This is a genomic window from Endozoicomonas sp. G2_2 (genome assembly GCF_017744135.1).
Lineage (GTDB): Bacteria > Pseudomonadota > Gammaproteobacteria > Nevskiales > Salinisphaeraceae > Salinisphaera.
Genome location: NZ_JAGHQU010000001.1, coordinates 310,129 through 336,115, shown reverse-complemented (window position 1 = coordinate 336,115; position 25,987 = coordinate 310,129). Strand labels below are relative to the sequence as shown.

26 protein-coding genes and 1 tRNA gene are annotated in these 25,987 nt (G+C 66.6%); 17 read left to right on the top strand and 10 right to left on the bottom strand.

The window, feature by feature from the left end:
• The first annotated feature begins 53 nt into the window (after window positions 1-53).
• Window positions 54-1,373 carry a lipase family protein gene (locus tag J7355_RS01490; protein WP_209059215.1) on the top strand — a complete coding sequence of 440 codons (1,320 nt, stop codon included), beginning with the start codon at window positions 54-56 and terminating at the stop codon, window positions 1,371-1,373.
• A gap of 4 nt (window positions 1,374-1,377) precedes the next feature.
• Here J7355_RS01490 and J7355_RS01485 read toward each other — a convergent pair whose 3' ends face one another.
• Complete coding sequence (locus J7355_RS01485; protein ID WP_209059213.1) at window positions 1,378-2,160, bottom strand: metallophosphoesterase; 783 nt, start codon at window positions 2,158-2,160, stop codon at window positions 1,378-1,380.
• 86 nt (window positions 2,161-2,246) lie between these two features.
• Here J7355_RS01485 and J7355_RS01480 point away from each other — a divergent pair, with 86 nt between their 5' ends.
• Entirely contained in the window at window positions 2,247-2,507 is a 261-nt protein-coding gene (locus tag J7355_RS01480; RefSeq protein WP_209059211.1) for a hypothetical protein, read from the top strand.
• Window positions 2,508-2,517: 10 nt separating this feature from the next.
• On the opposite strand, the gene J7355_RS01475 is transcribed toward J7355_RS01480, so the two are convergent.
• From J7355_RS01475 to J7355_RS01460, 4 genes are all read right to left on the bottom strand, one after another.
• Window positions 2,518-2,931: a DoxX family protein gene (locus J7355_RS01475; protein WP_247739676.1), complete on the bottom strand. Its 414-nt coding sequence runs from the start codon at window positions 2,929-2,931 to the stop codon at window positions 2,518-2,520.
• A gap of 138 nt (window positions 2,932-3,069) precedes the next feature.
• Window positions 3,070-4,458 carry an MATE family efflux transporter gene (locus tag J7355_RS01470; RefSeq protein WP_348522979.1) on the bottom strand — a complete coding sequence of 463 codons (1,389 nt, stop codon included), beginning with the start codon at window positions 4,456-4,458 and terminating at the stop codon, window positions 3,070-3,072.
• 86 nt (window positions 4,459-4,544) lie between these two features.
• Window positions 4,545-5,087, bottom strand: coding sequence for an asparaginase (locus J7355_RS01465; protein ID WP_209059207.1), 543 nt, complete (start codon window positions 5,085-5,087; stop codon window positions 4,545-4,547).
• Between the two features lie 13 nt (window positions 5,088-5,100).
• Window positions 5,101-6,105, bottom strand: coding sequence for an NAD(P)-dependent alcohol dehydrogenase (locus J7355_RS01460; protein ID WP_209059204.1), 1,005 nt, complete (start codon window positions 6,103-6,105; stop codon window positions 5,101-5,103).
• Window positions 6,106-6,333: 228 nt separating this feature from the next.
• On the opposite strand from J7355_RS01460, the gene J7355_RS01455 reads away from it, so the two are divergent.
• Window positions 6,334-7,476: a hypothetical protein gene (locus J7355_RS01455; RefSeq protein ID WP_209059202.1), complete on the top strand. Its 1,143-nt coding sequence runs from the start codon at window positions 6,334-6,336 to the stop codon at window positions 7,474-7,476.
• Here the strand turns inward: J7355_RS01455 and J7355_RS01450 are convergent.
• Complete coding sequence (locus J7355_RS01450; RefSeq protein WP_209059200.1) at window positions 7,471-8,781, bottom strand: short-chain fatty acid transporter; 1,311 nt, start codon at window positions 8,779-8,781, stop codon at window positions 7,471-7,473. The two genes, J7355_RS01455 and J7355_RS01450, sit on opposite strands and share 6 nt — an antisense overlap.
• A 134-nt stretch (window positions 8,782-8,915) precedes the next feature.
• Here J7355_RS01450 and J7355_RS01445 point away from each other — a divergent pair, with 134 nt between their 5' ends.
• Window positions 8,916-9,380, top strand: a complete 465-nt coding sequence (locus J7355_RS01445; protein WP_209059199.1) for a MarR family transcriptional regulator — start codon at window positions 8,916-8,918, stop codon at window positions 9,378-9,380.
• On the opposite strand, the gene J7355_RS01440 is transcribed toward J7355_RS01445, so the two are convergent.
• Window positions 9,377-10,237, bottom strand: a complete 861-nt coding sequence (locus tag J7355_RS01440) for an EamA family transporter (RefSeq protein ID WP_209059198.1) — start codon at window positions 10,235-10,237, stop codon at window positions 9,377-9,379. The genes J7355_RS01445 and J7355_RS01440 overlap by 4 nt on opposite strands.
• On the opposite strand from J7355_RS01440, the gene J7355_RS01435 reads away from it, so the two are divergent.
• From J7355_RS01435 to J7355_RS01420, 4 genes are all read left to right on the top strand, one after another.
• The gene (locus tag J7355_RS01435; protein WP_209059197.1) at window positions 10,236-10,721 is read left to right on the top strand and encodes a DUF6314 family protein; all 486 of its coding nucleotides are present in this window, start codon (window positions 10,236-10,238) and stop codon (window positions 10,719-10,721) included. The genes J7355_RS01440 and J7355_RS01435 overlap by 2 nt on opposite strands.
• Window positions 10,722-10,801: 80 nt before the next feature.
• Window positions 10,802-11,332, top strand: a complete 531-nt coding sequence (locus tag J7355_RS01430; RefSeq protein ID WP_209059196.1) for a PaaI family thioesterase — start codon at window positions 10,802-10,804, stop codon at window positions 11,330-11,332.
• Window positions 11,329-12,057 carry an SDR family oxidoreductase gene (locus J7355_RS01425; RefSeq protein ID WP_209059195.1) on the top strand — a complete coding sequence of 243 codons (729 nt, stop codon included), beginning with the start codon at window positions 11,329-11,331 and terminating at the stop codon, window positions 12,055-12,057. Before J7355_RS01430 ends, J7355_RS01425 begins: the two co-directional genes overlap by 4 nt.
• A 9-nt stretch (window positions 12,058-12,066) precedes the next feature.
• Window positions 12,067-12,678 carry a 2-hydroxychromene-2-carboxylate isomerase gene (locus J7355_RS01420; protein WP_209059194.1) on the top strand — a complete coding sequence of 204 codons (612 nt, stop codon included), beginning with the start codon at window positions 12,067-12,069 and terminating at the stop codon, window positions 12,676-12,678.
• An 18-nt stretch (window positions 12,679-12,696) separates the two neighbouring features.
• Here the strand turns inward: J7355_RS01420 and J7355_RS01415 are convergent, their stop codons facing one another.
• Window positions 12,697-14,328 (bottom strand): dihydroxyacetone kinase subunit DhaK, encoded by a 1,632-nt coding sequence (locus J7355_RS01415; RefSeq protein ID WP_209059192.1) that lies wholly within the window; start codon window positions 14,326-14,328, stop codon window positions 12,697-12,699.
• Between the two features lie 257 nt (window positions 14,329-14,585).
• Here J7355_RS01415 and J7355_RS01410 point away from each other — a divergent pair, with 257 nt between their 5' ends.
• From J7355_RS01410 to J7355_RS01385, 6 genes are all read left to right on the top strand, one after another.
• Window positions 14,586-14,945: a DUF427 domain-containing protein gene (locus J7355_RS01410; RefSeq protein WP_209059189.1), complete on the top strand. Its 360-nt coding sequence runs from the start codon at window positions 14,586-14,588 to the stop codon at window positions 14,943-14,945.
• 103 nt (window positions 14,946-15,048) lie between these two features.
• Entirely contained in the window at window positions 15,049-16,377 is a 1,329-nt protein-coding gene (locus J7355_RS01405) for an MFS transporter (RefSeq protein ID WP_209059187.1), read from the top strand.
• Window positions 16,378-16,474: 97 nt separating this feature from the next.
• On the top strand, window positions 16,475-18,187 hold the full coding sequence (locus J7355_RS01400) for a PilZ domain-containing protein (RefSeq protein ID WP_209059186.1): 1,713 nt from the start codon (window positions 16,475-16,477) through the stop codon (window positions 18,185-18,187).
• Window positions 18,188-18,316: 129 nt separating this feature from the next.
• On the top strand, window positions 18,317-18,925 hold the full coding sequence (locus J7355_RS01395; protein WP_209059185.1) for a rhomboid family intramembrane serine protease: 609 nt from the start codon (window positions 18,317-18,319) through the stop codon (window positions 18,923-18,925).
• A gap of 12 nt (window positions 18,926-18,937) precedes the next feature.
• The gene (locus J7355_RS01390; RefSeq protein WP_209059184.1) at window positions 18,938-19,150 is read left to right on the top strand and encodes a hypothetical protein; all 213 of its coding nucleotides are present in this window, start codon (window positions 18,938-18,940) and stop codon (window positions 19,148-19,150) included.
• A 65-nt stretch (window positions 19,151-19,215) separates the two neighbouring features.
• A tRNA-Glu gene (locus J7355_RS01385) sits at window positions 19,216-19,291 on the top strand.
• A 118-nt stretch (window positions 19,292-19,409) separates the two neighbouring features.
• Here the strand turns inward: J7355_RS01385 and J7355_RS01380 are convergent.
• Window positions 19,410-20,831, bottom strand: coding sequence for a diguanylate cyclase (locus tag J7355_RS01380; protein WP_209059183.1), 1,422 nt, complete (start codon window positions 20,829-20,831; stop codon window positions 19,410-19,412).
• A 185-nt stretch (window positions 20,832-21,016) separates the two neighbouring features.
• Here J7355_RS01380 and J7355_RS01375 point away from each other — a divergent pair, with 185 nt between their 5' ends.
• Complete coding sequence (locus J7355_RS01375) at window positions 21,017-22,477, top strand: NAD-dependent succinate-semialdehyde dehydrogenase (RefSeq protein ID WP_209059181.1); 1,461 nt, start codon at window positions 21,017-21,019, stop codon at window positions 22,475-22,477.
• 67 nt (window positions 22,478-22,544) lie between these two features.
• Window positions 22,545-22,838 (top strand): YrhK family protein, encoded by a 294-nt coding sequence (locus tag J7355_RS01370; protein WP_209059179.1) that lies wholly within the window; start codon window positions 22,545-22,547, stop codon window positions 22,836-22,838.
• A gap of 52 nt (window positions 22,839-22,890) precedes the next feature.
• Here J7355_RS01370 and yccS read toward each other — a convergent pair whose 3' ends face one another.
• A complete protein-coding gene (gene yccS, locus J7355_RS01365; RefSeq protein WP_209059176.1) occupies window positions 22,891-25,032 on the bottom strand; it encodes a YccS family putative transporter in 2,142 nt (713 codons plus the stop codon).
• A 206-nt stretch (window positions 25,033-25,238) separates the two neighbouring features.
• On the opposite strand from yccS, the gene J7355_RS01360 reads away from it, so the two are divergent.
• Window positions 25,239-25,967 (top strand): sulfite exporter TauE/SafE family protein, encoded by a 729-nt coding sequence (locus J7355_RS01360; RefSeq protein WP_209059173.1) that lies wholly within the window; start codon window positions 25,239-25,241, stop codon window positions 25,965-25,967.
• Window positions 25,968-25,987 lie beyond the last annotated feature (20 nt).

Sequence of the window (25,987 nt, the reverse complement as noted above, 5' to 3'; positions counted from 1 at the left end):
GGCGTGTTTCGCCTGCGCGGGTTGCGGCCGAGCGTGTAATCTCGACGGGTTGTATGCGCGTTGTCTCGCCTGCCTGCCGGAGTGTCGCTCTGCGTCCGCTTGTTTTCTTCTTCGTCTCTCTTTCGTTGCTCGCAGCCGGCTGTGCCTGGCAGCCGCCGGTCACCGATGTTGCCGTCCCGCCGCCCGCGGTCGCCGCGGCGGCCGCCCGCTTTCCGCAGCCCGACGCGCCGTTCACCGAACCGGCCGAGGATGCGTTCCACGCGCAACCGCACGCCGCGGAACTGCAAGCCACACCGCCCGGCACGGTGATGCGGTATCGCCCCATCGCCCCTGAGGCTTACTATTTCTTCGGCGTGAACGCGCGCGCCTGGCAGGTCGTCTATCGCAGTAACGACACCAACGGCCAGCCGCAGGCCAGCGTCGCGACTCTTCTCGTACCCGACGATCCAGCGCCGCGGCTGCTGTCCTACCAGGTCGCCTACGATGCCCTCACCCGCCGCTGCGCGCCCTCGTACGAGATCCTGTCGGGGTCGATGGTCGAGCACATGCTCATGGACAAAGCGCTGCGACGCGGCTGGATCGTGGTGCTGCCGGACTACGAAGGCCCGCACACGCAGTTTCTCGCCGGCCGCAATTCGGGCCAGGGTGTGCTCGACGGCATTCGTGCGGCCCGCACGTTCCTGCCCGCAGCCTGGGTGGATGACGACACGCCGGTCGCGCTCTGGGGTTACTCGGGCGGCGCCTTTGCCAGCCTCTGGGCGGCCGAGATCGCGGCCGACTACGCGCCCGAAATCCCGATTGTCGGCGTCGCGGCAGGTGGACCGCCGGCCGACCTGGCCAGCTCTGCCGAGCATATCGACGGCGGCCTGTTCGCCGGGCTGTACTTCGCGGCCGTAGTCGGGCTTTCGCGCGCCTACGACACCATCGATACCCAGACACTTCTCAACGCCGACGGCCGCGAGATGTTCGACGACGTTTCCGACAGCTGTGTCGGTCAGGAACTGGCCTGGGTGAAGGACCCGCTCCTCTCCGGCTATGCCTTCGACGACATGCGCGACTACACGACCGTCGACAATCTGCTCACGGTGCCGGCCATCCAGCAGGTGATCGCGGAAAACCGCCTGGGCCAACGCGGCTTCGACGTGCCGCTGTACTACTACCACGCGTTCTTCGACGAACTCACGCCGCGCGCGGATGCCCGCGACCTGGCGCGACGCTATTGCGAGCTCGGCGTCGCGGTGGATTTTCGCTATGCGCTCGGCGAGCACATCAGCGCGGCGCTCACACGTGCGTCCAGCGCGGTGCGCTATCTGGACGCGCGATTCGCCGGCGAAACCCCAGCCAGCGACTGCGAAAAACTGCGCGGCGACTGACCGGTCACGCCACGCTGGCCAGCCATTGCCAGCCTTCTTCGACGCGCTTGAGCTTCGGGCCCAGGGACCACACCCGCCCGTCCACCGCCAGCTCGGCGATCGAGAGCGTGCGCCCCATGAAAGCGCCCGTGTCGAGCCAGCGGGTATTCGCGCTCGCGAGCGGTTCCCGCATGGGCGTATGCCCGAAAAAGACCACATCCACACCGGCCACGGCGACCGGCAGATAAGCGCGCGCCCCGGCCCGCCGGCGTTCGACCTCGTGGGCGCTGTCGCGCTCCCAGAGCAGCGTGCCGGCCAGTGCCGGATCCATTTCGCCCATCGCGCGTAGTTGCTCGCACAGGCGTTGCCAGGGCATGGCCGGCATCTGGGCATGGACGATGCCGGCGCGACGGCCTTCGCCAAGCGCCACCTCGATCGCATAGGGCAACACGGCGGCGCGCTCGATCATGAAGCGGCGCTCGGCATGACCGAGCCCTTCGAACCAGTCGCCGCCGTTCATCTGCCATAGCCACGCCGCATCACCGCCTTCGGCCTCGGCATCCAGCATCATCTGCTCGTGATTGCCGCGCACCGCATGAAACCACGGCGCCGCCAAGAATTCGGCCGCGCGTTCGCTGTCCGGACCGCGGTCGATCAGGTCGCCGACCGAAAACAGGCGGTCACGCTCGCGATCGAAAGCGATTCGTTCCAGCAGCGCATCGAGCATGTAGAAGCAGCCGTGAATATCACCGACCACGTAATCGCGTCCGGCGGGATTGGCGGCAAAACTCTGGATCAGATCAGCCATGCGGCGCCCACTCGGTATTAATACGGCTTGGACAGGGATTCGACGGTGACAGAATTCGACCGTTTATCAAGTCAGGACGAACCAGCATGGCCAGCGACGACGACAACCGCGCACGCATCAAGGACGAGGCCCAGTACGAGGCGCTGCGCGACCAGGGCATGAGCAAGGAAAAAGCCGCCCGTATCGCCAACACGCCGCGCCAGAAGGCCGGCGAGAAAGGCGGCAAGCACCCGCGCTACGAAGACTGGTCGCTCGATGAACTCTATCGAAAGGCGCAGCAGGTCGGCATTGGCCAGCGCTCGGAAATGTCCAAGGCCGAACTCATCAAGGCGTTGCGCTCACACTGAAGGCCGGGCCCTAGTAGAACTCCCCGTAGCCGCTGCGCGCGCGACGCATCGCAAAGGCCACCCAGATCAGCAGCACGAGTTGCAGCGGCAGCCGCGCGTAAAGCATCCATGGCGGGAAGGTCGCGAACTGTTCGGGGTGTTGCGCCATGTAAACGTTGGCGGGAAACACCGCGATGATCAGCAGCAGCAGCCCGAAGCCGGCAATGCGCCGGGTACGCGTCATGAGGATGCCAATGGCGCCGGCGATTTCGCAGATCCCGCTGATCGCGACGAACAGTGCCGGGGTCGGTATGTAGTCCGGCACGATCGAAACGAAGAATTCCGGGAACATGAAGTGCCCGATCCCGCCGCCGAAGAAAAAGGCCGCGATGCCGAGCAGCGCGAGTAGATGGCCGCGGGAATGGGTCGACAAGGCATGGCTCATGAAAGGCTCTCTCGAACGGGCGCGAAATACGAAAAACTGCCCTATAGCCTACGCACAAGGGCGCAAGCCGGCACAGCGTTTTCTGGCCTCGGTTGCGGTTTCGTCCGGCATCGGGACCCATGAAACATCGACAGGCCCTTATCTCAACGTCGTATTCGTGACATTGCCAGGCCGGTATTCGGCCGCCGCGCGCTGCGGCGGCTCGGCCTCGATAACGCGGCGCTGTTTCCAGCTGCCGCGGGCGAACCAGAGGGCCGCGATCAGACAGGTGATCACGTTCTGGACCGGATAGGCGATCCAGATGCCCGTCTCGCCCAGCCCGGCCCGCTCCGACAGCAGCCAGGCGAGCGGAAACTGCAGCATCCAGAGCGATACGAGCGCGATCGCCATCGCGACCAATGTGTTGCCGGAACCGCGAAACGCGCCCGTGATCACGATCTGGGCGCCGATCACGCCATAGGTCAACGCCGTGATGCGCACGAACAGCGCACCGGCCGCGATTACCCGGGGCGCGCCGGGTACGAACAGGGTCACCAGCGCCTCGGCGAACAGGAAGGCGAGCACGCCCACGCCCGACAGCGCGACCAGCGCGATGGCGGCACTCAGCCAGGCGGTACGCTCGGCGCGGTCGATACGCTCGGCGCCAATGTTCTGGCCGATCAGTGCCGAGGTCGCCTGCGACAAGCCCAGCGCGGGAATGATCACGAAGCTGAGCATGCGCGTGCCGATGCCGTAGGCCGCCAGGGCCACGGTGCCGAAACCGGCCACCAGAATCGTCATCAGCATCAGCCCGAGCGCGCGGGTCGACTGCTCGACCGCGGCCGGCAGGCCGAGCTTGAGCAGCCGCCAGATGAGCGCGAAGTCGGGCGTGAGATGCGCGCGCTGCAGGCGAATCCCATAGCGCCCGGAGAACAGCATGGCCAGGCCGACCACGGCGGCCAGCCCCTGCGTAATTACCGTCGCCAGCGCGGCGCCGCTCACACCCAGGCCCGGCACCGGCCCCCAGCCGAGAATGAACAGCGGATCGAGCACGAAATTGAGCGCGACAGTTCCGGTAACGATCAACAGCGGCGTACGCGCATCGCCCACGCCCCGCATGAGCGATTGAAAGATCACGTAGGCGAACAGAAACGGCAGCCCCACGAACGACACGCGCAGATAGCGCGTGGCCATCGGCAGCACCTCATCGGCCGCGCCGAGAAACGCCACGACAACACGCGCACCGATAAAACCGAGCACTGCCAGCACCAGCGAGATCGCGACCACACCGATCAGCGCCTGCGCCGAGACGCGATTGACCATGGCCGTATCCCGGCGCCCCTGGTACTGGGCCACGAGAATCGTGCCGGCCACCGCCAGGCCGAGTCCGAGCGAGATCAGGAAGAAGATCACCGGAAAACTCAGCGACACCGCAGCCACGGCACCCGCGCCGAGCCGGCCGACCCAGAAGGTGTCGATGAGCTGGTAGGCGGTCTGCAGCAGGTTGGCGAACACGATGGGCACCGCGAGCGTGATCAGCGCCCGCACGATCGAACCTTGGGTGAGATTAGGGATCGCGCGCGCCACGGATCAGACCTTGGCGATCATGACGGCCGCTGGCATGCGAGCCCCGATCATCGAGCCGGCGCGATCGTCAGCCGTTCGTAGTCCTTGGTTACGCGATCGCCGGCCACCACGCGCGTGTGCAACGCCGCGTAGACGCCGGGGGGCAGCAGGCGCGCGGCCATCAAGGCCTGGGCAACGTTCTGCGACGCGTCGCTGTCGGCCACGCGATAGGGGCGCATGGCACCGGTCAGCACCACGGGCGCTGCCGGCCGATCCAGCGCGCCGGAGAGAGCGGCGGCCGTGTCGGCCAGGGTATCCGTGCCGTGGGTGAGCAGCACCGCATCGACGTCGCCGGCCGCGAGGACCGCGCGCGTGGCTTCGACGATCTCGTCGCGGTCGGCATCGGTCATGTCCAGCGAATCCTTGGCCATGATGCGCTCGACGCGAACCACCACGTCCGGCATGTCGAGCGCGTCGATCAGCGACTGGATCACCGGCACGGCCAGCGTGAGCTGGCCGGAATGCGCATCGTAGGTCTTTTCGATCGTGCCGCCCGTGGCCAGCAGGGTCACACGGAACGGGGAGCGATCGTTGTCGGGTTGCACAGGCATGTCACACCGCCGTTCAGAGGGTCAGGCCAATCTTGCCGAAATGCCGACCCGCTTCCTGGTGACGAAACGCATCGGCGATATCGTCGAGGCTAAAGCTGCGGTCGATCACCGGCTCGATCCCGTTGGATTCGATTGCGCGGATCATGTCCAGCTGCTGCGCGCGGCTGCCGACCGTGATGCCGGCCATGGTCAGGTTCGAATAGAAGAAGGCTGCCGTCGGCACTTCGCCGGCGACGCCGGTCAGCACGCCGATCAGGCTGATATGTCCGCCCATGCGACAGGCCGCGATCGACTGCGCGAGCGTGCCGGGGCCGCCGATCTCGACAACCGCATCCACACCGCGGCCGTCGGTCAGCCTGCGCACCGTCTTGCCCCAGTCGGGGTCCTCGGCGTAGTTCACCGTGGCGCTCGCGCCCATCGCTCGCAGGCGCTCGAGCTTGGCCTCGGAGCTGGATGTCGATATCACCCGCGCACCGGCAGCGCGCGCGAACTGCAGCGCAAAGATGGACACACCGCCGGTGCCCATGGTGAGCACCGTATCGCCCGGTTTGATCCGCGCCTCGACCATGAGCGCGCGCCAGGCGGTGAGCGCCGCACAGGGCAACGTCGCGCTCTCCGCGTGCGAGTAGCCGGCCGGCGCGCGCGTGAAGGCGCTGACCGGCGCGGTGACGTATTCGGCGGCCATGCCCTCACCGCGATCGCCCGGCGTGCCGTCGCGCCGGGCCGCGGTGATCTCGCCGTCCTGCCAATTCGGGAAGAAGGTCGACACGACATGATCGCCCGTCGCGAATTCGCCCACGCCGTCGCCGACTTCGACCACTTCGCCTGCACCGTCGGACATGAGCACGCGCCCGTCGGCCGTCGGAATGCTGCCGTTGACGACCGCATAGTCGTGGAAATTCAGGGAGCTGGCGTGAACACGCACGCAGACTTCGCCTGCCCTCGGCCTTGCGATGTCGCGTTCGACGATTTCGATGCGTTCCAGCCCGCCCGGGGCGCGCAGCACGGCGGCTTTCATGGGTGCCTCCTGCAGCCGCCCGCCCGTGATCCCGGGCGGCCGACCGATTGATTCATTGGACAGCGACCATAGCAGCTCGCAAGCGAACGCCCGAGCGGATATCGCCGCGAAGTCCACGCGATCTGCTAACTTTTCGAATTGCGGACCGGCATACGAGGGGCGGCCCGCCAGGCACGTTGCGCGCATTTCCCGGCGCGGCGCCTGCTTCCGCCCTGCCCGAGAGCCGCCATGTCATCGAGTCCGCTGTCGCCACCGTCATCGACCCCGTTATCGGCTACGGGCGCCTACCGCGCCAGCCCGGCCGAGCGCTGCGCCTGGTGGCTGGCCTGCCTTTTTCTGGCGGTGTTTCTCAGCTGCCTGCGGCTGACCACGACGCGCCCGTTCCGACTGACGACCTTCGAGCAGCTGGTCAACTTCGAAGCTATCGAACCGTTTCAGCACCGCGTGCTGCTGCCCGCCATCGCGGCCGGTGTGCAGCAGTTCGCGCCGGTGGGCGAGACGCTGCTGTTCGGGCTGCTGGAAATCATCGCCTGGGTGCTGCTGGTCGGGCTCGCCTACCGGGCCCTCGTGATATTCGAGATCGGCCGCAGCGAGCCGGTGCGCCGACTGCTCGCCTTCACGGTGCTGGTGCCGATGTTGCTGCATCTGGTCGCGCCGGATCTGCAGATGGCAGCCGCCTTCAGCGCCAATCACGATCTGCTCGATATCGGCGGCTGGACCCCGCGCCCGATCTTCTACTACGTCTACGACCTGCCTGCGGCGATGTTCACGCTCGCGCTCGTGCTGTTGATCGCGCGTCTGGTCGAACAGCCGACACGACAGCGCTTCGCGAGCTACCTCGCGGTGTTCGCGCTGGCCACGGTCAATCGCGAGACCACGCTGTTTCTGCTGCCGGCGTTCGTGTTGCTGCTGTGGCCGGTGCTCGGCGCACGCCGCTGCCTGTTGTGGGCGACACTGCAGGCGATCGTCTTTCTGGCCATCCAGCTGCCGCTGGCGGAACTGTTCGCGGGCAACGTCAACCCCAACGCGCGGCTGACGCACACGCCCTACGAGTATCACCTTGGCTATAACCTCGAAGCGCTCGCGAACCCGCTCTACGCCATCACCTATCTGGCGCGCTTTTCCGCGGCGCTGTATATCCCGGTGCTGCTGTGGCGCCGTTTTCTCGATCGCCGCCTGGCGGGGCTTCTTATCGCCTTCGCGCTGCCGCTGGCGGCGGTTGCGATCGTGGTCGGGCGCATGGTCGAGCAGCGTATCTTCATCGAGATCGTCCCGCTGATCTGGCTTGCCGCCCTGCAGGTCATCGCCGCGCGCACCGCCGGCCTCGGCAACGACCGCTCCGCCGGCCCGGCGCCACGCAGCGACCTATAAAAACGTCAGCCCGAGCGCGATGATCACGCCGGTGATCAGCAACTGAACCAGACAGAACCCCATGATGTCCTTGGCCTTGAGCCCGGCGATGGCCAGCACCGGCAGCGCCCAGAACGGCTGCAGCAGATTGGTCCAGGCATCGCCCCAGGCCACCGCCATCGCGACACGCGGGATATCCGCGCCCAGTTCCTGGGCGGCCGGAATCATCACCGGCGCCTGTACTGCCCACTGACCGCCGCCCGATGGCACGAACAGGTTCACCACGCCGGCACTGACGAACGACCAGAAAGCCAGCGTGTCCGCACTCGCGATCGACACGAACATCCGCGACAGCGATTCCGCCAGCCCGGAGTCCACCATGATCGCCATGATGCCGGCATAGAACGGGAATTGAATGACGATCCCGGCGCCGCCCTTGATGCCCTCGTTGAGGCTGTCGAGCAATGCGCGCGGCGTGCGATGCAGCACGATGGCCAGAAACAGGAACAGAAAGTTGACTACGTTCAGGTTCAGCCCGCCGTCCTGGCGCAGGAAATGGTCGGCGAGGAAGAACAGGCCGGCGAACCCCACCAGCCAGGCCAGAATCGTGCTGTGCTCCAGATAGGCTGCCGGCCGGTCGAAGTGCGCCGGCGTCGGCTCCGGCTCGGCCAGTTGCTCGGCATCGACCATCACGCTCTCGTGCTCTGGCGGCAGCATCAGCCGATTGACCAGCGGGATGACCACGAACAGCACCGCCAGAATCACGATATTGAACAGCGCGAAAATCGTATCGCCGGTGCCGATCACGCCGATGCGGTCGGCCATGAAATGCTCGGGCGTGGCGATGGTCAGCGGTATGGAACCCGCCAACCCGCCGTGCCAGACCACGAAGCCCGAATAGGCACTGGCCACCAGCAGGCGATAATCGACCCGGATCTGGCGCGCCAGGGCCTTGGCGAACAGCGCGCCGACGACGAGCCCGAACCCCCAGTTGATCCAGCTGGCCACGATCGAAACCACGGTGACCAGCACGATGGCCCCGCCCGCGCTCGAAACCCGGCCGGCCAGGCCGTCGAGCAGGCGCCGCACCGGCGGCGAACTGGCCAGCATGAAGCCGGTGACCAGCACCAGCAGCATCTGCATCGAGAACTTGAGCAGATCCCAGAAGCCGTCGCCCCAATAGCGCATCACCGCCTGCGGCGTCTGGCCTTCGACAACAATCGCAGCGACCGCGGCGATGAGGGTCAGCAGCAACACGAAGATGTAGGGGTCCGGCAGGTAGCGTTCGACCAGACGGACCGCGGGGCGCGAAAGTACTCTGAGCATTGGCTTGAAAGGCCATCGATTGAAGGGCCGGCTCACGCTAACGCCGAGTGTGCGCCCGCGTTAGTGAACATTGGTCAAAGACCATCCGGAGGCCGCCGGCTTGCCAAGCGGCCTGACGGGCGCACAATAAGCGCATGACTGCCGAGAATCCGCGCCCTCGAGGCTGCACCAACTTCAAGCTGCGCCAGCTCGGGCGCGTCGTGGCGCGCCATTACGACGACCATCTCACACAGGCGGGGCTCAAGGGCACGCAGTATTCGCTGCTGTCGCAGATCGTGGCTTTCGGGCCCGTGCGTGCCGGTGAACTGGCGCGCCGGATGCGCCTCGATAACTCTACCCTCACGCGCACGCTGGACACACTCGAACGCCACGGCTGGATCGCGCGCCGGGCCGGCACGGACGGACGCAGCCGCCTGATCGAGGCCACCGCAGCCGGACGGGCCCGCCGCGACGAGGCCCGGCGTTGCTGGAAACAGGCCCAGGAGGCGATCAACGCCCGTATCGGCGAAGCCGAGATCGTACGCCTGCACCAGCTCCTCGACGAACTCACCGAGGCGCTGGACGACGACCCCGACCGCGATACGCCGGCCGCACGCTAGGTGCGCTGTCGATATCCCCAGAACGTATTCAGCACCAACGCGGCCGCAATGATCGCCGCACCGGCAACCAGCCGCGCCACATCGGCATCCTTGTTCCAGATCAGCAGGTTGACGGCCAGACCGGCCGGGATGAGTGCGTTGTTCATGACCGCCAGCGTACCCGCGTCGACGCGCGTCGCGCCGTGATTCCAGGCGTAGTAGCCCAGCCCGGAGGCGCCGAGCCCAAGCCAGGCGAGCACGCCCCACTGGGTCGCTGTCTGCGGCAGTTGCGCGGTGTCGCCCAACCACCAGAACAGGGCGAAGGCCAGCGGCCAGGCACCGGCGAAGAACCAGCCGAACAGCGCATGCAGCGGCACATCGCTCGGCAGGCGCGGCGCCAGCCGGCGATAGCCCACCTGACCGGCCGCGAAACAAAGATTCGCGCCCTGCACGATCAGAAATCCGCGCCAGTAGTCGGCGCTGACCGGCGCGTAGCGGATGACCGCCGCGCCCACCACCGCAGCGACCGCAACGACCAGACAGCGTGGATCGAAACGCCGCGCAAGCCCATCCTCGAGCACCGCGATATAGACCGGCGTGAGAATCGTGAACAGCAACACTTCCGGGACCGACAGCCAGAGAAACGACTGATAGAAAAAGACATACATCAGTCCAAGCTCGACCGCGCCTACCGCCATCAGGCCTGCGGCGAGTCGCAAATCCAGGCCGCGAAAGCGCATCATGGGTGCGAACACGGCCAGGGCCAGCGTGATGCGCGTCAGTACGGCGAACGTGCTGTCCACCTGGCCCGATATATAGACGCCGATCAGGCTGAATGAAAAAGCCCACAGCAGGGTCACGCCCGCCAGAATCGCCATGTCCCGTCCTGTCCCGTACGAAGCTGATGCGCGGTCGAGTATAGAGGTGTGGGAACGCCTGCCACGGCTCGCACGCCTGCGTTTCAGCGCCACGCCCGGCCCACGATCGCAGACCGGCTGGGCCGGCACGGGCGAGGCGCGCATCGACACCAGCCGCGACCCCGACGGCGTGCGACTGCACGAAAACGGCCTGTTCACGCCCAGTGTTGCCGGCAGCCCGGTGGCATTTCGCAATGTGTATCGCTGGTCTCGCCACGGCGATCGCCTGTCGCTCTGGCACGAGCGCTTCGGCCGTGATGCCGCGGTGTGGCTGTTCGACCTCGTCGCGACGGGCCGCGATCGGTTGGAGACGGTCGAGCCACACCACTGCGGGCAGGACCGCTACGACGCACGCCTGACCCTCACCGCCGAAGGCTTCGATCTGCGCTGGTCGATCACCGGGCCGCGCAAGGACGAGACTCTGGCGTATCGCTACGCGCGCTGAAACCGTGCGGGCATCGGCAATGGATTGACGTGGTTCATGGCGATTGATATTTGTATCTGCAAATATCAACGGAAACGCCCATGCAAGCGAACCGCATCGACGAATGGCTGGCCGCGGAAAACCGGCTCGACGAAATCCCGGCCCGGCCGGATGCCGCGGCGATCGACCCGGCGCGTACCAGCGGCCTGGCGCTGTTGCGCAGCGCGCTCGACGGCGCGGGCCTGAACGCATCGATCGGCCGCACGCTGGACTTCCGCCTGGTCGAGGTCGAGCACGGACGCGCCGTATTCCAGGGCGCGCCGTCGCAGGCCCATTACAACCCGCTCGGCACCGTTCACGGCGGCTGGTTCGCCGCCCTGCTCGATTCGGCGGTGGGCTGTGCCGTGCACAGCGCCCTGGACGCCGGGCAGTCCTACACCACGCTGGAGCTGAAAGTGAACTATGTGCGCGCGCTCACCGATCGCGTTCCGCGCGTGCGCGCCATCGGTGAAGTGATTCACCGCGGCCGTCGCGTCGCCACGGCCGAGGCGCGTCTGGTCGGTCCGGACGACAAGCTGTATGCGCACGCCACGACGACGTGTCTGGTCTTCGACATCCCGGAGGCCGCATGAGCGCGCAAAAAGCGGTTCTGGTGGTCGGCGCGGGCGACGCCACCGGCAGCGCGATCGCGCGCCGGTTCGCGCGCGAGGGGTATGTCGCCTGTGTCGCGCGCCGCAGTGCCGCCCGGCTCGAACCGCTGGTCGCCACGATCGAGAACGACGGCGGACAGGCCCGCGCCTTCGGCTGCGACGCCCGCGACGAGGCACAGGTCGTGGCCATGGTCGATACCATCGAGGCCGAAGTCGGGCCGATCGAGGCAGCGGTCTTCAACATCGGCGGCAACGTGCATTTCGGGATTAACGAAACCACCGCCCGCGTCTATCGCAAGGTGTGGGAGATGTCGGCGTTCGCGGGCTTTCTCACCGGCCGCGAGGCCGCACGCGTGATGCGCGCCCGCCAGCGCGGCACGCTGATCTTTACCGGCGCCACCGCGTCGATTCGCGGCGGCGCGGGGTTTTCGGCCTTTTCCGGCGCCAAGTTCGCCCTGCGCTCACTGGCCCAGAGCATGGCGCGTGAACTGGGCCCCGAGGGCATTCACGTGGCGCATACCATCATCGACGGCGCGATCGACACGGACTTCATCCGCGACAACTTTCCGGACCGCTACGCGCTCAAGGATGAGGGCGGCATTCTCGACCCGAACCATATCGCCGACGCCTACTGGCAGCTGCACTGCCAGCCGCGCGACACCTGGACCCACGAGCTCGATCTGAGACCGTGGATGGAAACCTTCTAGAGATATCCCATGGCCCATCAGACCACCGACAAGACGCTCGAATTCTTCTTCGACTTCGGCAGCCCCAATGCCTATCTCGCCTATACCCAGCTGCCGGCATTGCTGGAGCGCACCGGCGCGCGCCTGGCCTGGCGGCCGATGCTGCTCGGCGGCGTGTTCAAGGCCACGAACAACCAGGCGCCGGGCATGACGCCCTGCGAGCCCAAACGCCGGCACATGCTTGTCGACATGCAGCGCTTCGTCGACCACTACGGCATCGAATTCCGGTTCAACGCGGCGTTTCCGGTCAACACCATCACGCTCATGCGCGGCGCGATGGCCCTGATCGACGACGCGCGTTTCGCGTCTTATATGGATACCGTCTTTCGTGCAATGTGGGTCGACAACATCGACCTCGGCGACCCGGCCGCCCTGCAATCGACGCTGACCGCGGCCGGCTTCGACTGGCACGAACTCGCCGGACGCGTAGCTGATCCGGCGGTGAAGGACGCGCTGCGCGAAGCCACCGAAGACGCCGTTGCCCAAGGTATTTTCGGCGCGCCCAGCTTCATCGTCGACGGCGAGCTGTTCTTCGGTCAGGACCGGCTGGATTTCGTCGAGCGCGCGCTTACCGACTCCTGAACTGCCCGCCGGTACGAATCAGCCCTCGGCCAGGCGCTCCCACACGCGGGCCACGGCCTCGGCGCCCGGGTCGGTGAGGTCGCGCAGCGCGTCTTCGCGGACATAGGCCGAACGCCCGGCGTTCGCGTGGGTCATGGCCCGGGTTTCGTCTGCACCGGCGCGGGCCTGCTGGGCGGCGTTGGTCAGATCGGCGCCATCCGCCAAGGCGTCGATCGCCGGAATAAGCGCGTCGAGCAGCGTGCGGTCGCCGCGCTTGGCGCCGCCATAGTGCTGCATGCGTGCCACGCCGCGGCGCAGCGCAGCCGACCACGATTCGCCGTCGGCCAGCGCCGCGCCGGTGGCCGTGCACAGGATCGACAGCAGCACGCCGCTGGAGCCGCCCATGTCGCGGGCGAGGATGTCGCCGATCTCGTGTGCCAGGCGGGCATCATCGCCGCTAGACAGCGCGCCGTCGTCCAGTGCCTGCGCCACGGCGCGCGCGCCGGCGGCGAAGGTGGTGCCGGTATCGCCGTCGCCGACCTTGGCATCGAGAGCGTCCAGATCGTCCTTTGCGTCGACGAGCGTGTCGACCACGGCCCGGATCAGCGTCTCGCGCGTGCTGTCGCGCGCGCCCGGCTCGCGATCGTCGTGTTCGGAGAGCATCGGCTCGAAGGTCTGGATCGCCCCGGGCGTGCGCAGGCCGGGCCAGCCGATTGCGTCGACGGGTGATTCGAGCGCGGTGACGAAATCCTCATCTGCCGGCAGCAGAGTGACGGAAAAGCCGTGCATGTCCATGGAGGTCATCAGTGCAGCCGGCGTAACCACACGCGCGACGCGCGATGCGGGTACGGCATCGAGCAGGCCGTTCATCAGCACGCCCATCTCCTGGGTCGAACAGCCGCCCAGGTTGTTGAGGAGTACGACCATTGGGGTCGCGGCGTCGAAACGGGCATCAAAGGCCTCAAGCAGCGGCTCGAGCACGAGCTTCAAGGCCGCGTTGGCATCCTGCGGGTCGACCGCGCGCACGCCCGGTTCGTTATGAATACCCAGCCCCAGCTCCGGCTCACGCCGGTCGATTTCATGACCGGGCAACGTGCAGCTGGACAGCGCCAACCCGAGTGAGCAAAGCGAGTCACAGACGCGCTGGGCCTTGTTGGCGACGGTATCGAGATCCGCGCCTTGGGCCGCGTAGTGTCCCGCGATCTTGTGCACGAGCACGGTGCCGGCCAGGCCGCGTTGCTGGCTGGCGTCGGGGAGTGCGACATCGTCTGCAACGATCACGCTGCGCACCTTGTAGCCTTCGCGGGCGGCGCGCTCGGCCGCGAGGCCGAAGTTGAGCCGGTCGCCGGTGTAGTTCTTGATCAGCAGCAGGCAGCCGGCGGCGCCGCAGGTGGCACGAATTGCGGCCAGCACGGCCTCCACGCTGGGCGAGGTGAACAGTTCGCCCGCGATCGCGCCGGCGAGCATGCCGCGCCCGACGAAGCCGGCATGCGACGGCTCGTGGCCGGCACCGCCGCCGGAGAGTACGGCCACCCGTTCGCCGCAGCGGTCGCGATCGAGCACGAGCCGAACGCCGTGGGTTTCGACACTGCGCTCGACGGGCGCGATGCGGGCCAGACCGTCGATGACTTCATCGACCACCCGATCCGGCGCGTTGTAGAAAAAATCCATCGAAAGACTCCTTGTCGCGGTGACGGCCGGCGGCTGCGGCGCTCGGCCCGTAAGCCTATCAGCGCGTTCCCTGTCGACGCTCGTGGCGGTCGAGCGCCCGGCGGTCGAGGCCACATGGATCTTTCGCAAAAAATTCATCTGATTTAGCGCCAAAAGGCTTGAATCGAGCGCAAATAACGCCAGACTATGCGCCACCTGGCCGCCAACCGAATCTCGCACCCGCGTTGGCCAAACGATCATCGTCGCAAGGACCGGCCATGTCGGCGCATATCAACGACCGTATCGCGCTGTTTCCCGATACCGCCCGGGTGCGGGTCTGTGTGGGCGAGACCGTGATCGCGGACACCACGGACACGATCCGGCTCGAGGAACGCGGCTACCCGCCCCGCCACTATCTGGCGGAGGCGGCCGTACCGGCTCGAAGCCTGATGGAATCCGCCACACGCACGCACTGCCCCTACAAGGGCGATGCGACCTATTTCCATCTGCTGATCGGCGGCGAACGCATCGAGGACGCGGCCTGGTGCTATCGCCGGCCGCTGCCACGAATGGCGGCAATCGCGGGGCGCCTGGCCTTCGACCACCCGCGTCTCCGGCTGCATCTGGAAACAGGCTGAAACCAGCCCTTCGCCGGGGCATCTTTTTGATCTCATTGACGTCCCGGACCGTGAACCGGGCGCCTGAAGCTTTTCTTTTTTCGTTCTTCTGCGCGGTGTTGCAATGACACGACTGGCCACTTCCCTCATCGCCCTGATCGCCAGCATCGTACTGCTGGTCAGTGGTAACGCCTTCCTGATGACGCTGCTCGGGCTGCGTCTGAGTGTGGAAGGTTTTTCCACCAGTCTGATCGGCTGGATTCTGGTGTGTTATTCGGTTGGCTTCGTGGGCGGCACCGTGTTTGCCGAACGCGTGGTCGAACGCGTCGGCCATATTCGCGCCTTCGCGGTGTTCGCCACGGCCCTGGCGGTGACCGTCCAGATCTATCCGCTGGCGGTGAACGCGCCCCTCTGGGCCGCGCTGCGTGCGTTCGGCGGCTTTGCCATGGCCGGTCTGATGATCGTGATGGAAAGCTGGTTCTCCAGCCGGGCGACGAACGAAAATCGCGCACGCCTGTTCGCGGTCTATCAGATCGTGTTCTTCCTCTCGACCGCCTCGGGCCAGCTGCTGATCAACGTGGGCGCACCGCAGACCATGTTCCCCTACACGCTGGCGGCGATGCTGGTGACGCTGGCGGTGATCCCGCTGTCGCTCACGCGCATGGACGCGCCCGTGGTGGAGGGTTCCGAGCGGCTGTCGCTGCCGGCGCTCTATCGCATCTCGCCCGTGGGTGTGATCGCGTCGCTCGTCGCGGGGCTGCTGGTCAACGCCTTCTATGCGATGGCGCCCGTGTACGCCGACCGCGTCGGCCTGCCGACCGATCGCGTGTCGCTGTTCATGGCCAGCGCGATCGTGGGCGCGATGATCCTCGCATGGCCGATCGGGCGCCTGTGCGATCGGTTTAACCGGCGCCGCGTGCTGATCGTGGTTCTGGCGATCGCGGCCGGCACCAGCGCCGCGATTCCGTTAGTCGGCGGCGAGCATGCGCTGGCGCTGATTGGCGTGGTCGGTCTGTATATGGGCCTGTCGGCGGCGCTGTATCCGGTGTCGGTGGCAATCACCAACGACCAGATGCCCACGCACCAGATCACCGCGGCGAGCACCACGCTGTTGCTGGCGTACGGTATCGGCAGCTGCATCGGCCCGGTCGTCGCCGCTACCGCGATGGACGAGTTCGGCCCGAACGGGCTGTTCTATACCAACACCGCCTTCCTGCTGGCGCTGGGCGTCTACCTGCTCTATCGCCTGCAGCGGCGCCCGGACGTGCCCGAAGAGGAACGCGTGGACTACTACACCACCACACCGCATGGTGGTCACTGGCTGTACGAACTGGATCCGCGCAACGAATCGTTCCAGGGCCGGCGCGAGGGCCCGGGCCGCGCCGGGCTGCGTATCGGGCGTACCGTCCTCGGCGCCGCCGGGCGAGCGCACGCGGCCACGCGCGGCCGCTAGCGATGTGGGGTGATGCGTTGCCAACTGCCTAAACCGCAGGAGATTCTTGCCGATAGTCCGGTGTCCCTCGCGATCCGCAAGCTTCACCAGGCACCGCATGAACGTGACGCAACCACCCCGTATCGAAATCGACGATGAAGACCGTGTAGCCGCCGCGCTGGCGTCGTTGCAGCAGGCCCGACGATCCGATCTGCGGGTGGAATGCGTGCTCACCGGCGAACGCTTCGACATCGAGGATTTCGCCATCGAGGACGGCGGCGAGCGCTTGACGCTGAGCCTGACCGCGGAGGGGCTGCCACGCGAACGCTTCGACGCCGGTGTACGGCTGCACGCCAGCCTCGGTGTCGAGGCCCTGCTGTTCAGCGGCATTGCCGTTCAGGCCTTTCGCATCGAACAGGAGCCCGCCGCACTGGTGATTGCCAAGCCGGCGCGCGTGCATGTATCCAACAAGCGCGAATCCACCCGTATCCGCCTCGTGCGCGGCATGCGTGCACTCGTGCAGCTGCAGGTGTACGAGGATCGCAACCCGGTCGACGCGCGCCTGATGGACCTGTCGCTCGGCGGCTGCGGCATCGAGATCGAATTGCGGGCCGGCATGTTGCTGCGCGCCGGCCAGGATGTATTCGCGCTGTTCATCGAGTTCCCGAACGGCACGCGCGCCTCGTTGCCGGCCACCGTGCGTCATGTCCAGCTTGCCGAGCGTAATGGTCATGCCTATGTGGGCTTCGCCTTCGCGCGCCGCGACGATGCGCGCCGCAACGGCGTGGTCCAGTGGCTGCGCGAGATGGAACGCGAGATCGCGTTCCGCGCCGGGCACGGCAGCAACCACCTGATTCAGCCGTCGCGACTGTTTCTCGGCGGTACGGAATCCCGCGTGTCGATTCGCCTCGACCGGCAGGAACACCAGCCGCCCACCAACAACACGCCCATGGTGGCGTCTTTGCGCCGCGTCGCCCATGTGCTGGGCGACACGGCAATCGCGCTGCGCCAGGAACGTGCCCTGCCGGTCGAGCGCCTTTATGAAAGCGCCGACACGCTCGGCCGGCTACTCGACGAGAACCGCGCGGAGTTTTTGTATGCGCTGTGCTGCCTGCCGGAACAACCGCCGGTGATCCAGCATTGCATTGCGGTCGCCGGCCGGCTCGCCGATCTGGTGCAGTCCGAAGACATCCTCGCCAGCAACCGGCGCGACATCACCGTGGCCGCCCTGGTCCACGACCTGGGCAACGTCCTCGAGGCCGGCCCGCATACCGCCTCGACCGATCCCCTGATCACCGACCCCGCGCACCCGACCAACAGCCATACCGGTCTGCTCGCCGCGCTCGGCCCGGCGGCGTCCTGGGCCGCGGGGGGTGCGCGCCGAGCGGTCATCGAGCGGCTCAATACGCCGGCCGACGCGTTGCCCGAGGCGCCGGCCAGCGTCGCCGTGGACCTGCTTACCCGTGCGGCTTATGTCGTCGACATGATCGACGTGATGAGCCGCGGCGTGGGGGACCGGGAACCCAAGGCACCGCTGCAGATATTCCGCGAGCTCTATCACGCCAGCGGCGAGGACGATCGCCGCTGGGTGGAGCGCTACATGAAACGCCACGGGCTGTACCCGATCGGCAGCCTTGTGCATTTCTCCAGCGGCTTTCTGGCCTGGGTGCTGCGCCTGGGCGACGACGGCCAGCCGTCGCGAATTCGCGTGGTGCGCGACGTGGGCGGTCAGCGGCGCCTGAACCAGATTCTCGACCGCGCCGATTTCGGCCAGGTCGGCACCATCGAGCGTCCGGGCCTGCCGCAACGCTTCGGCGTGACGCCCTACTAGCCGTTCCGGTCTGGCGCATGGGCCGGCGGCATTTCATGCCGGCGTCATCACAGCGACGGGCAACCTGCGTACCATGAACGCGGTTTTCGTCGGCGCCATGCGCCGGACTGGCTCATCGGGACGCTTTGAATGGTGATCACCATCGCTCTGATCGCGCTGACCTGCGCGATCTCCTTTACCGGTTTCCAGAACCGGGACATGCTCGACCGGCTGATCTTCTGGCCGCCGGCGGTCAATCGCGGCGAGTACCACCGCCTGCTCACCCACGGCTTCCTGCATGCCGACGGTCAGCACCTGTTGTTCAACATGGTGACGCTTTTCTTCTTCGGCCGCGCGATCGAGGGCTTTTTCTCGCGCTATATCGGCATGCCGGGCTTCGCGCTGTTCTATCTCTCGGCCGTGGTGGTCGCGATTCTGCCGAGTTATCTGCAGCATCGCAGCGACAGCCGCTATCGCAGCCTCGGCGCGTCCGGTGCCGTTTCGGCCGTGCTGTTCGCCTATATCCTGCTCGCGCCGTGGTCGACGATCTATGTGTTCTTCTTCCCGATCCCGGCGATCATCTACGCGCTGCTGTTCACCGCCTACGGTCTGTACGCAGGGCGTCTGGGCCACGACCACATCAATCACAGCGCGCATCTGTGGGGCGCCGCCTACGGCCTGACCTTCGCGCTGTGCATGGAACCGCGGCTGGGACCCGTCTTTCTCGAGCGCGTGATGCAGCCGTTCGGCGGCGGCTAGGCGACGACAGCGATGAAGTTTCTTTTCGCGCTGCTGCTGTTCTCGTTTCTCGGCTGGATTGCCGTACGGCTGCTTATCGTGAAACTGCGGCGCATGCGCGGTGAACCCATCCCCGAGCAGAAGGGGCCGCGTACGGTCACCCTCGTCTGCGTGGCGCTCATCGCCATCTACGCGGTGCTCATCCTCTGGCGGCTTTACACCGACGGCTTCGCCGCCTTCGGCTAGGCCGATCGCCAGAAAGCACTTGAGACATGGCGCAAGGTCGCTATACTGTGCGGCCTTCGGTCGCTGCTCCCTTCGTCTAGCGGTCTAGGACGTCGCCCTCTCACGGCGAAAACACGAGTTCGAGTCTCGTAGGGAGCGCCATCCGTCCTTCGTCGACGTGATGGGTCGACCCGATTCCCCCGGTGCTTTCATCTTCGCGCGATAGCGTGACCCCGCTGAACGGCTTCTGCGTTGCCGGCTCGGTGCACAACCGGCCGGTTCAGCTCTGCTCGACGCGATCCCGCCCGGCCGCCTTGGCGCGATAGAGCGCGCTGTCGGCCCGGTGAATGATGGCTTCCGCGCTTTCCTGACAGTCGGACTCGGCCACGCCCGCACTGGCCGACAAGCGAATTGCCTCGTCCTCGTGCGACACCGGCGTGTCACGGATTTTCGTCAGTAGCCGATTGAGCGTGGTTACGGCATCCGCCGCGCATGTATCGGGCAGCAGCAGCAGGAATTCCTCGCCGCCCCAACGGCCGATGAGATCGCTGCCGCGCAGACTATCCTCGGCCAGTTGAGCGAAATGCCGCAACGCCGCGTCGCCCACGGCATGGCCGTGCATGTCGTTGAGCTGCTTGAAGTGATCGAGATCCAGCAGCGCCACGCTCAGGGGGGCATCGTAGCGGCGCCCGCGCTCGATCTCGTGGTCGAGCTGGGTCATCAGCAAGCGCCGGTTACCCAGACCGGTGAGTTCGTCGATGGTCGCGACACGGCTGAGTTGTTCGTGGGCCTCGGTGAGCGCCGTCATGCTGCGCTCCATGCGAATCTCCTGGCCCACCCACTGCGCGAACATGCCGACGAGGTCCATATCGGCCTGGCTGAACAGCCCGGCGTCCTCGGGCCCGGAAAAATTGAGCGTGCCGTAGAGTTCGCCGGCCACGAGAATCGGGCTGCCCACATAGGTTCGCGTGCCGAACCGCCGGTCGGACAGCTGGGCGCGCATTCGCTCGCGGTTCGTGCCATCCACGCCGAACGGTCGGCCCTTGGCGAGTACATGCCAGCAGAACGTATCCGCCACCGGGAAGACGTCGCCCACCTGTATGTTCGCCTGCGTGTCGATCACATCCACGACTTCGTAGGCGTTGTCCTCGATCCGGCCGATCACGCCGGTCGGCAGCCCGAAATGGGCACAGCCGAGTTCGAGAATCGCACGGCGGCGCTGCGCGAAATCCAGCGTCTGATCGGAAGCGATGGTGTGCAGCGAATGCAGCGCTTTCTCGGCCGAAAGCCGCGCGGTGACATCCCGAATGATGTTGAGATGCATCACGCGCCCGCTGGCCGGGTCGCGCATGGGGCCGGCTATGGTTTCGGCGTCGAACACGCTGCCGTCGCGACGCCGGTACTGACAGAGATAGCTGGTGTGCTGCCGGCTGGCATCGACATGAAAGCGGGTACGCTCCTCCTCGGCGAACACTGCAGGGTCGGCATAGATGTCGCCCGCGCTTCGGCCGATCAGTTCGGCCTCGTCGAAGCCGAACAGTTCGAGCGCGCCGCGGTTGACCAGAATCACGCGGCGGTGCTCGTCCGACACGACGACGGCTTCATCGATATCGGCAAAAACGTGCGACAGAACGGTCTGCAGCGATGCCTGCGGCAACGACAGCGCCTGGATCGAATCCGCAATGCGGTTTGCGTTCGTCACGGTTTTCGTCTTTCCCCGCCTCCGGTCGCGATATGCGCCGAACGCCTCCGTAAAATCACTGAGCGGCGTCTTTATAGCACGCGAACGGCCACCCATACAGTGCCGTTAGGGGCCATCAAATCCTTTGATAATGCACACGATCGCCCCAAGCATTGGGGCTATTGGCTTCGCTGACGAATCGCGATATGACACGGCAGAATTTGTCACTCTGGCGCCAACAGTCTTATGTGGGCGGGCGCTGGATCGATGCGGACGAGAACGCCACCCGCGCAGTCGATGACCCGGCCACCGGCGAGACCATCGGCACCGTCCCCGACCTCGACGCGCCGCGACTCATCGGCGCCATCGACGCCGCCCAGGCGGCCTTCGAACGCTGGCGCGAGACCTCGGTGACCACCCGGGCGGATCGCCTGCTCGCCTGGTACCAGGGCATGTGCGACAACCGCGAGACGCTGGCGCAGATGATGACCCGCGAACAGGGCAAGCCGCTGGCCGATGCACGCGGCGAGGTCGACTATGCGGCCAGCTTCATCCGCTGGTTCGCCGAGGAAGGCCGCCGCGCGACCGGCGCCAACATCCCCGCCGAGCATTCCGACGTCGCGCTGGGCACGGTTCAGGAGCCCCTCGGCGTGGCCGGCATCATCACGCCGTGGAACTTCCCGCTGGCCATGATCACGCGCAAGGCGGCCGCCGCCCTGGCTGCCGGTTGCAGCGTGCTGGTACGCCCGGCCAACGAGACGCCGTTCTGCGCGCTCGCGCTGGCCGCGCTGGCCGAACAGGCGGGACTGGACGGCGGCGAGTTCAACGTAATCACCGGCAGCGGCCCACGGGTGTCGCAAGCGCTCTGCGACGACACGCGCGTGCGTGCGCTGTCGTTCACGGGCTCGACTCCGGTCGGCCGCACGCTGTTGCGCCAGGGCGCGGATACGGTCAAGCGCACGTCGATGGAGCTGGGCGGCAATGCGCCGTTCATCGCCTGTGAAGACGTCGATATCGATGCCGCTGTCGAAGGCGCGCTGGCGGCCAAGTTCCAGACCAGCGGACAGGATTGTCTGGCCGCCAACCGAATTTTCGTCCATCGCGAGATTTACGACACATTCATCGAGCGCTTTGCCCGGCGCATGGACGAACTCGACGTCGGCAACGGCTTCGACGAGGACACCGATATCGGCCCGCTGATCCACGAGCGCGCCGTGGAAAAGGCGCAGGCGCTGGCCGACGACGCCCGCGAGCAAGGCGCCCGGGTGATGGGCCGCCCGCAATCGGATGCGCCGGGGCCGCGCTTTTTCATGCCGACCCTGCTGGCCGACGTGACCACGGACATGCGGATCTTCTCCGAGGAAGCGTTCGCGCCGCTCGCCGCCGTCTGTGTCTTTGATGACGACGACGCCGTGATCGACGCGGCCAACGACACCGAATACGGCCTGGCCGCCTATGTCTTCACCCACGCCGATACGCGTATCCGCAAGTTCATGCGCGGCCTCGACTACGGCATGGTCGGCGTCAACACCATGGATATCACCGGCCCGCACGTGCCGTTCGGGGGCGTCAAGCAATCGGGCCTCGGCCGCGAAGGCGGCCAGGTCGGCATGCACGAATTCCTGGAAACCAAGTACTACTGCATGGGCGGCGTGCCGGCCGCGTGATCGCACACGGCGCCCCGCGCGGCGCCGTGCCCCGTTCGTCGAACGAAAAACACGAGGGACTCATGTCATGACCCGGCCTTTCGAGAATCAACCCGGCGCCCATCCGACCCGTCAGCACGAACAGGTCTACGGGCGGTACGAAAAGCTGTATACGCTCAACGACTTCTGCGCGGCGCTGCTGTTTCTGGTCGGCTCGATCATGTTCTTCTACAAAAGCCTCGAGTACCCGGCCGTCTGGTGCTTCACGATCGGCTCGGTGAATTTCATGCTGCGCCCGACCATCAAGCTGATCCGTGAATATCACCTCGCCAATCTGCCGCTGCCGGGCGACGACGAGCCACGCTACTCGAACGACGCCTGACAAGAGCGATCCGCGAGGTCGACGCGTAGTGGCGTCGCTCGGGCGTGTCGGCTCAGGCGGTCAGCATCTGACCGATACGGCGCAGCTCGGGTAGCGTGTCGATGAGCAGCTTGAGCTGGGTGGCGATCAGCCGCCGCGTCGGCTCGTCGTCGGCGGGCCAAGCCTTGAGCGCGCGGCGCAGATCGGCCTCGCGGTCGCTATCCACCGGCATCGGCTCGCTGCGGATCAGCGCATAGCCGGCCTCTTCCAGACTGTCCGCCACATAGTCGACGGCCTGGGCCAGCAGCGTGTTGCCCGCATGTTCGGCCAGCACAGCGCGGTGGGCGCCGAGCGTCGACAGATGGCCGATCAGCGTCTGCGCGCAGGTCAGCACCGCCAGCGCCTCGCGGCTGTCCGAACGCACCCCGCGCGGGTCGCGCAGGGCTATGGCCACATGCGTACTCACGGCCGCGTCCGCGTTGTGGGCGTCGCGACGGGCGATGCGATAGTCGAGATCGTCGCGCTTGCCGCTGCGGTACTGGGCGAATATCGCGCGCAGGTAGCGGCTGTGCGCCGACAGCGTATCGGCCAGCAGCTGATGGAGTTCGCGTTCGCGCCAGTCGGGCAGCACGAGCAGCATGGCGGCCGCGGCGATGGCGCCGCCGATCACGGTATCCACCAGCCGCGGCACGATCAGATCGAAGCCGTTGCCGACCTGGTTAAACGCCAGCAGCACGAGCACGCTGATGGCGGCCGCCGCGACCAGATAGCGTCGAAACCGGGTTGCGAAGAACAGCACACCGGCCGCCACGGTCAGCAACAGCTGGATTTCCGGCGCGGGAAACAGACGCAGCAGCGCCCAGCCGACCACGAGACCGATCGCCGTGCCGCCAACACGCTGGGCAAACCGCAGCCGCGTCGCGCCGTAGTTCGGCTGACAGACCAGCATGGTGGTGAGCAGGATCCAGTAGCCCTGCTCGGGATGCACCAGCTTGAGCACGACATACCCGGCGAGCATGGCCAGCCCCAGCCGCAGTCCGTGCCGAAAGCGCGCCGAGGCCGGGGTGAGCTGTACCGCGATCCGCCGCCCGCTTTCGGCCAGCGAGGTCGGCCCGGGATTCTGCAGTACGCGATCCGGCCAGGCGTCGGCCGATGCCTGCGCCGCAGTGACCTGGGCGGCCAGGCCGTTCAGATTGTCGCGCAGTTCGGTGACGGCATAGCCGAGGTCGGCCATCGACGTCGAGGGCACGCGCTGCTGGTGCGCGACGGCCGCTTCCAAATCTTCGAGCGCTTCCTCGACCGGGCCGGCATCGGTAAAGGTATCGCCAACGCGCAGCGCCCCGCCACGGCGCCGGCAAGCATCGCCCATACGGCGCAGCAGGCGTTCGCAGCGAAACATCAGATCGCTGTGAAAGAAGGCGCGGGTCAGTGCCTGATACGGGTAATGCGATGAACTCGCACGCTCGTGAATATCCTGGGCAGCCAGATACAGGCGCAGGTTTTCGTCCATCGCGGAACGCGAGCGCCGGCCTTCGAGCCGGTCGATCAGCGCCAGCCGGGTGTCGTTGAGCGCGGCGACCACCCGCGCATTGATCTGCGCCAGCGCCATGCGTTTGCCGGCGATATCGGGCTCGCGCACCGGCTCGAACAGTCGTGCCTTGCCGTCGAGGTACGCCCCCAGCGCATCGTAGAGCCGCGCCAGCGCATGGCGCACCGGCCGGTGCACGAAGATCGCGTTCCACAGCAGCGCGAGCAGCCCGTACCAGGCGGCACCTGCAACCAGCAGCATCGGCTCGCGCCAGAACGGCGCATCGGGCATGGCGTGCTGATCGACGCCAATCATGGTGTAGACAGCCAGCAGCAGCGTGGCGTTGGCGATGGTCGCATAGCGCCCGCTCACCGCCCCCATCATCACCAGCACGAAACAGCCCGCGAACAGCGCGAGCCCGAACAGCCAGGGCATTTCGAACAGCCCTTCGACGGTAAGCGCCGCCAGGCTGAAACAGGCCAGCGTGACCAGCAGCGCAGTGGTTCGTTTGCGCCAGCTGTCGTCGGTCTCCGCGATTGCGCTGGCGATCACGCCGAGCACCAGCGGGATGAGTTCGTGCGGGTTGTCGCGCAGGCCGGTATAGAAGATCACCCCCGTGAGGGCGACCAGCACGCGCAGGCTGTCGGCCAGGCGTTCGAGAGCGGCGAGGTTTTGCAGGCGATACATGCGCAGCGAGCCGCCGCCGACCACGGCGACCTTTTCGACGAACCAGAACGCCCATCTTACCGATGCGCGCCGCCGACACCCGCCGCGCGGCAGTGCCCACCCGGCACGCCGGCCGTGTTCGATGGCGATACGCTATATGCCGTCGGCACGAACGGTTACCCTTGCGCGCTCTGCGCGGCGCGACCATCCATCGACGAGACACGGCTTTGCAGATTCTGCTCTTCAATCTGGCTGCGCTGGCCGGCGCCTGCGCACAGGGTCTGACCGGCTTCGGCTCGGGCACGCTCACCGCCACGCTGCTGGTGATGCTGTTTCCGTTCCGCGAGGTCATTCCGGTGGTGGCCATGGTCGTGCTGGTGCCCAACCTCATGCTGGCCTGGCTCACCCGCCACGAGATGGACTGGCGCCGCGGACCGATCGCGGCCGTGGGCCTGTCGCTGGGCATCGCCATCGGCGCCCAGCTGCTGGCCGTGCTGCCGCCGGACCTGCTGCGGCGCGGCCTCGGCACGGTGATTCTGGTCTATGTCGCGCTGATGCTCTGGCGCACACCCACGCCGGAAGAGGCGCCCGCCCTGTCACGGCGCGACGACGCGGGCCTGGCCGGCTGCGGGCTGGTTGCCGGCATCATTGTCGGCGCCGTGGGCGTGTCGCCCATACCGCTGTTGATCTACGTGAGCCTGCGCTACCCGAAGAAAATCGCACGGGCGGTGCTGACGATGGCGTTTCTGTTCGGCACGCTCATGCAGAACATCGTCTATTTCCAGCTCGGCCTGCTCAACGCGGAGCTGGCGCTCATGGCATTGCTTACCGTGCCGGGCATCGTGGCCGGCATTCTTGTCGGCCATCGACTGCACTACAAGGTGAACCAGAAGACCTTCGCCCGCGCGCTGGCGCTCATCCTGCTGCTGCCCGCGCTGCGCCTGGTGATCGGCTGACACCGTCCGGATATCGACCG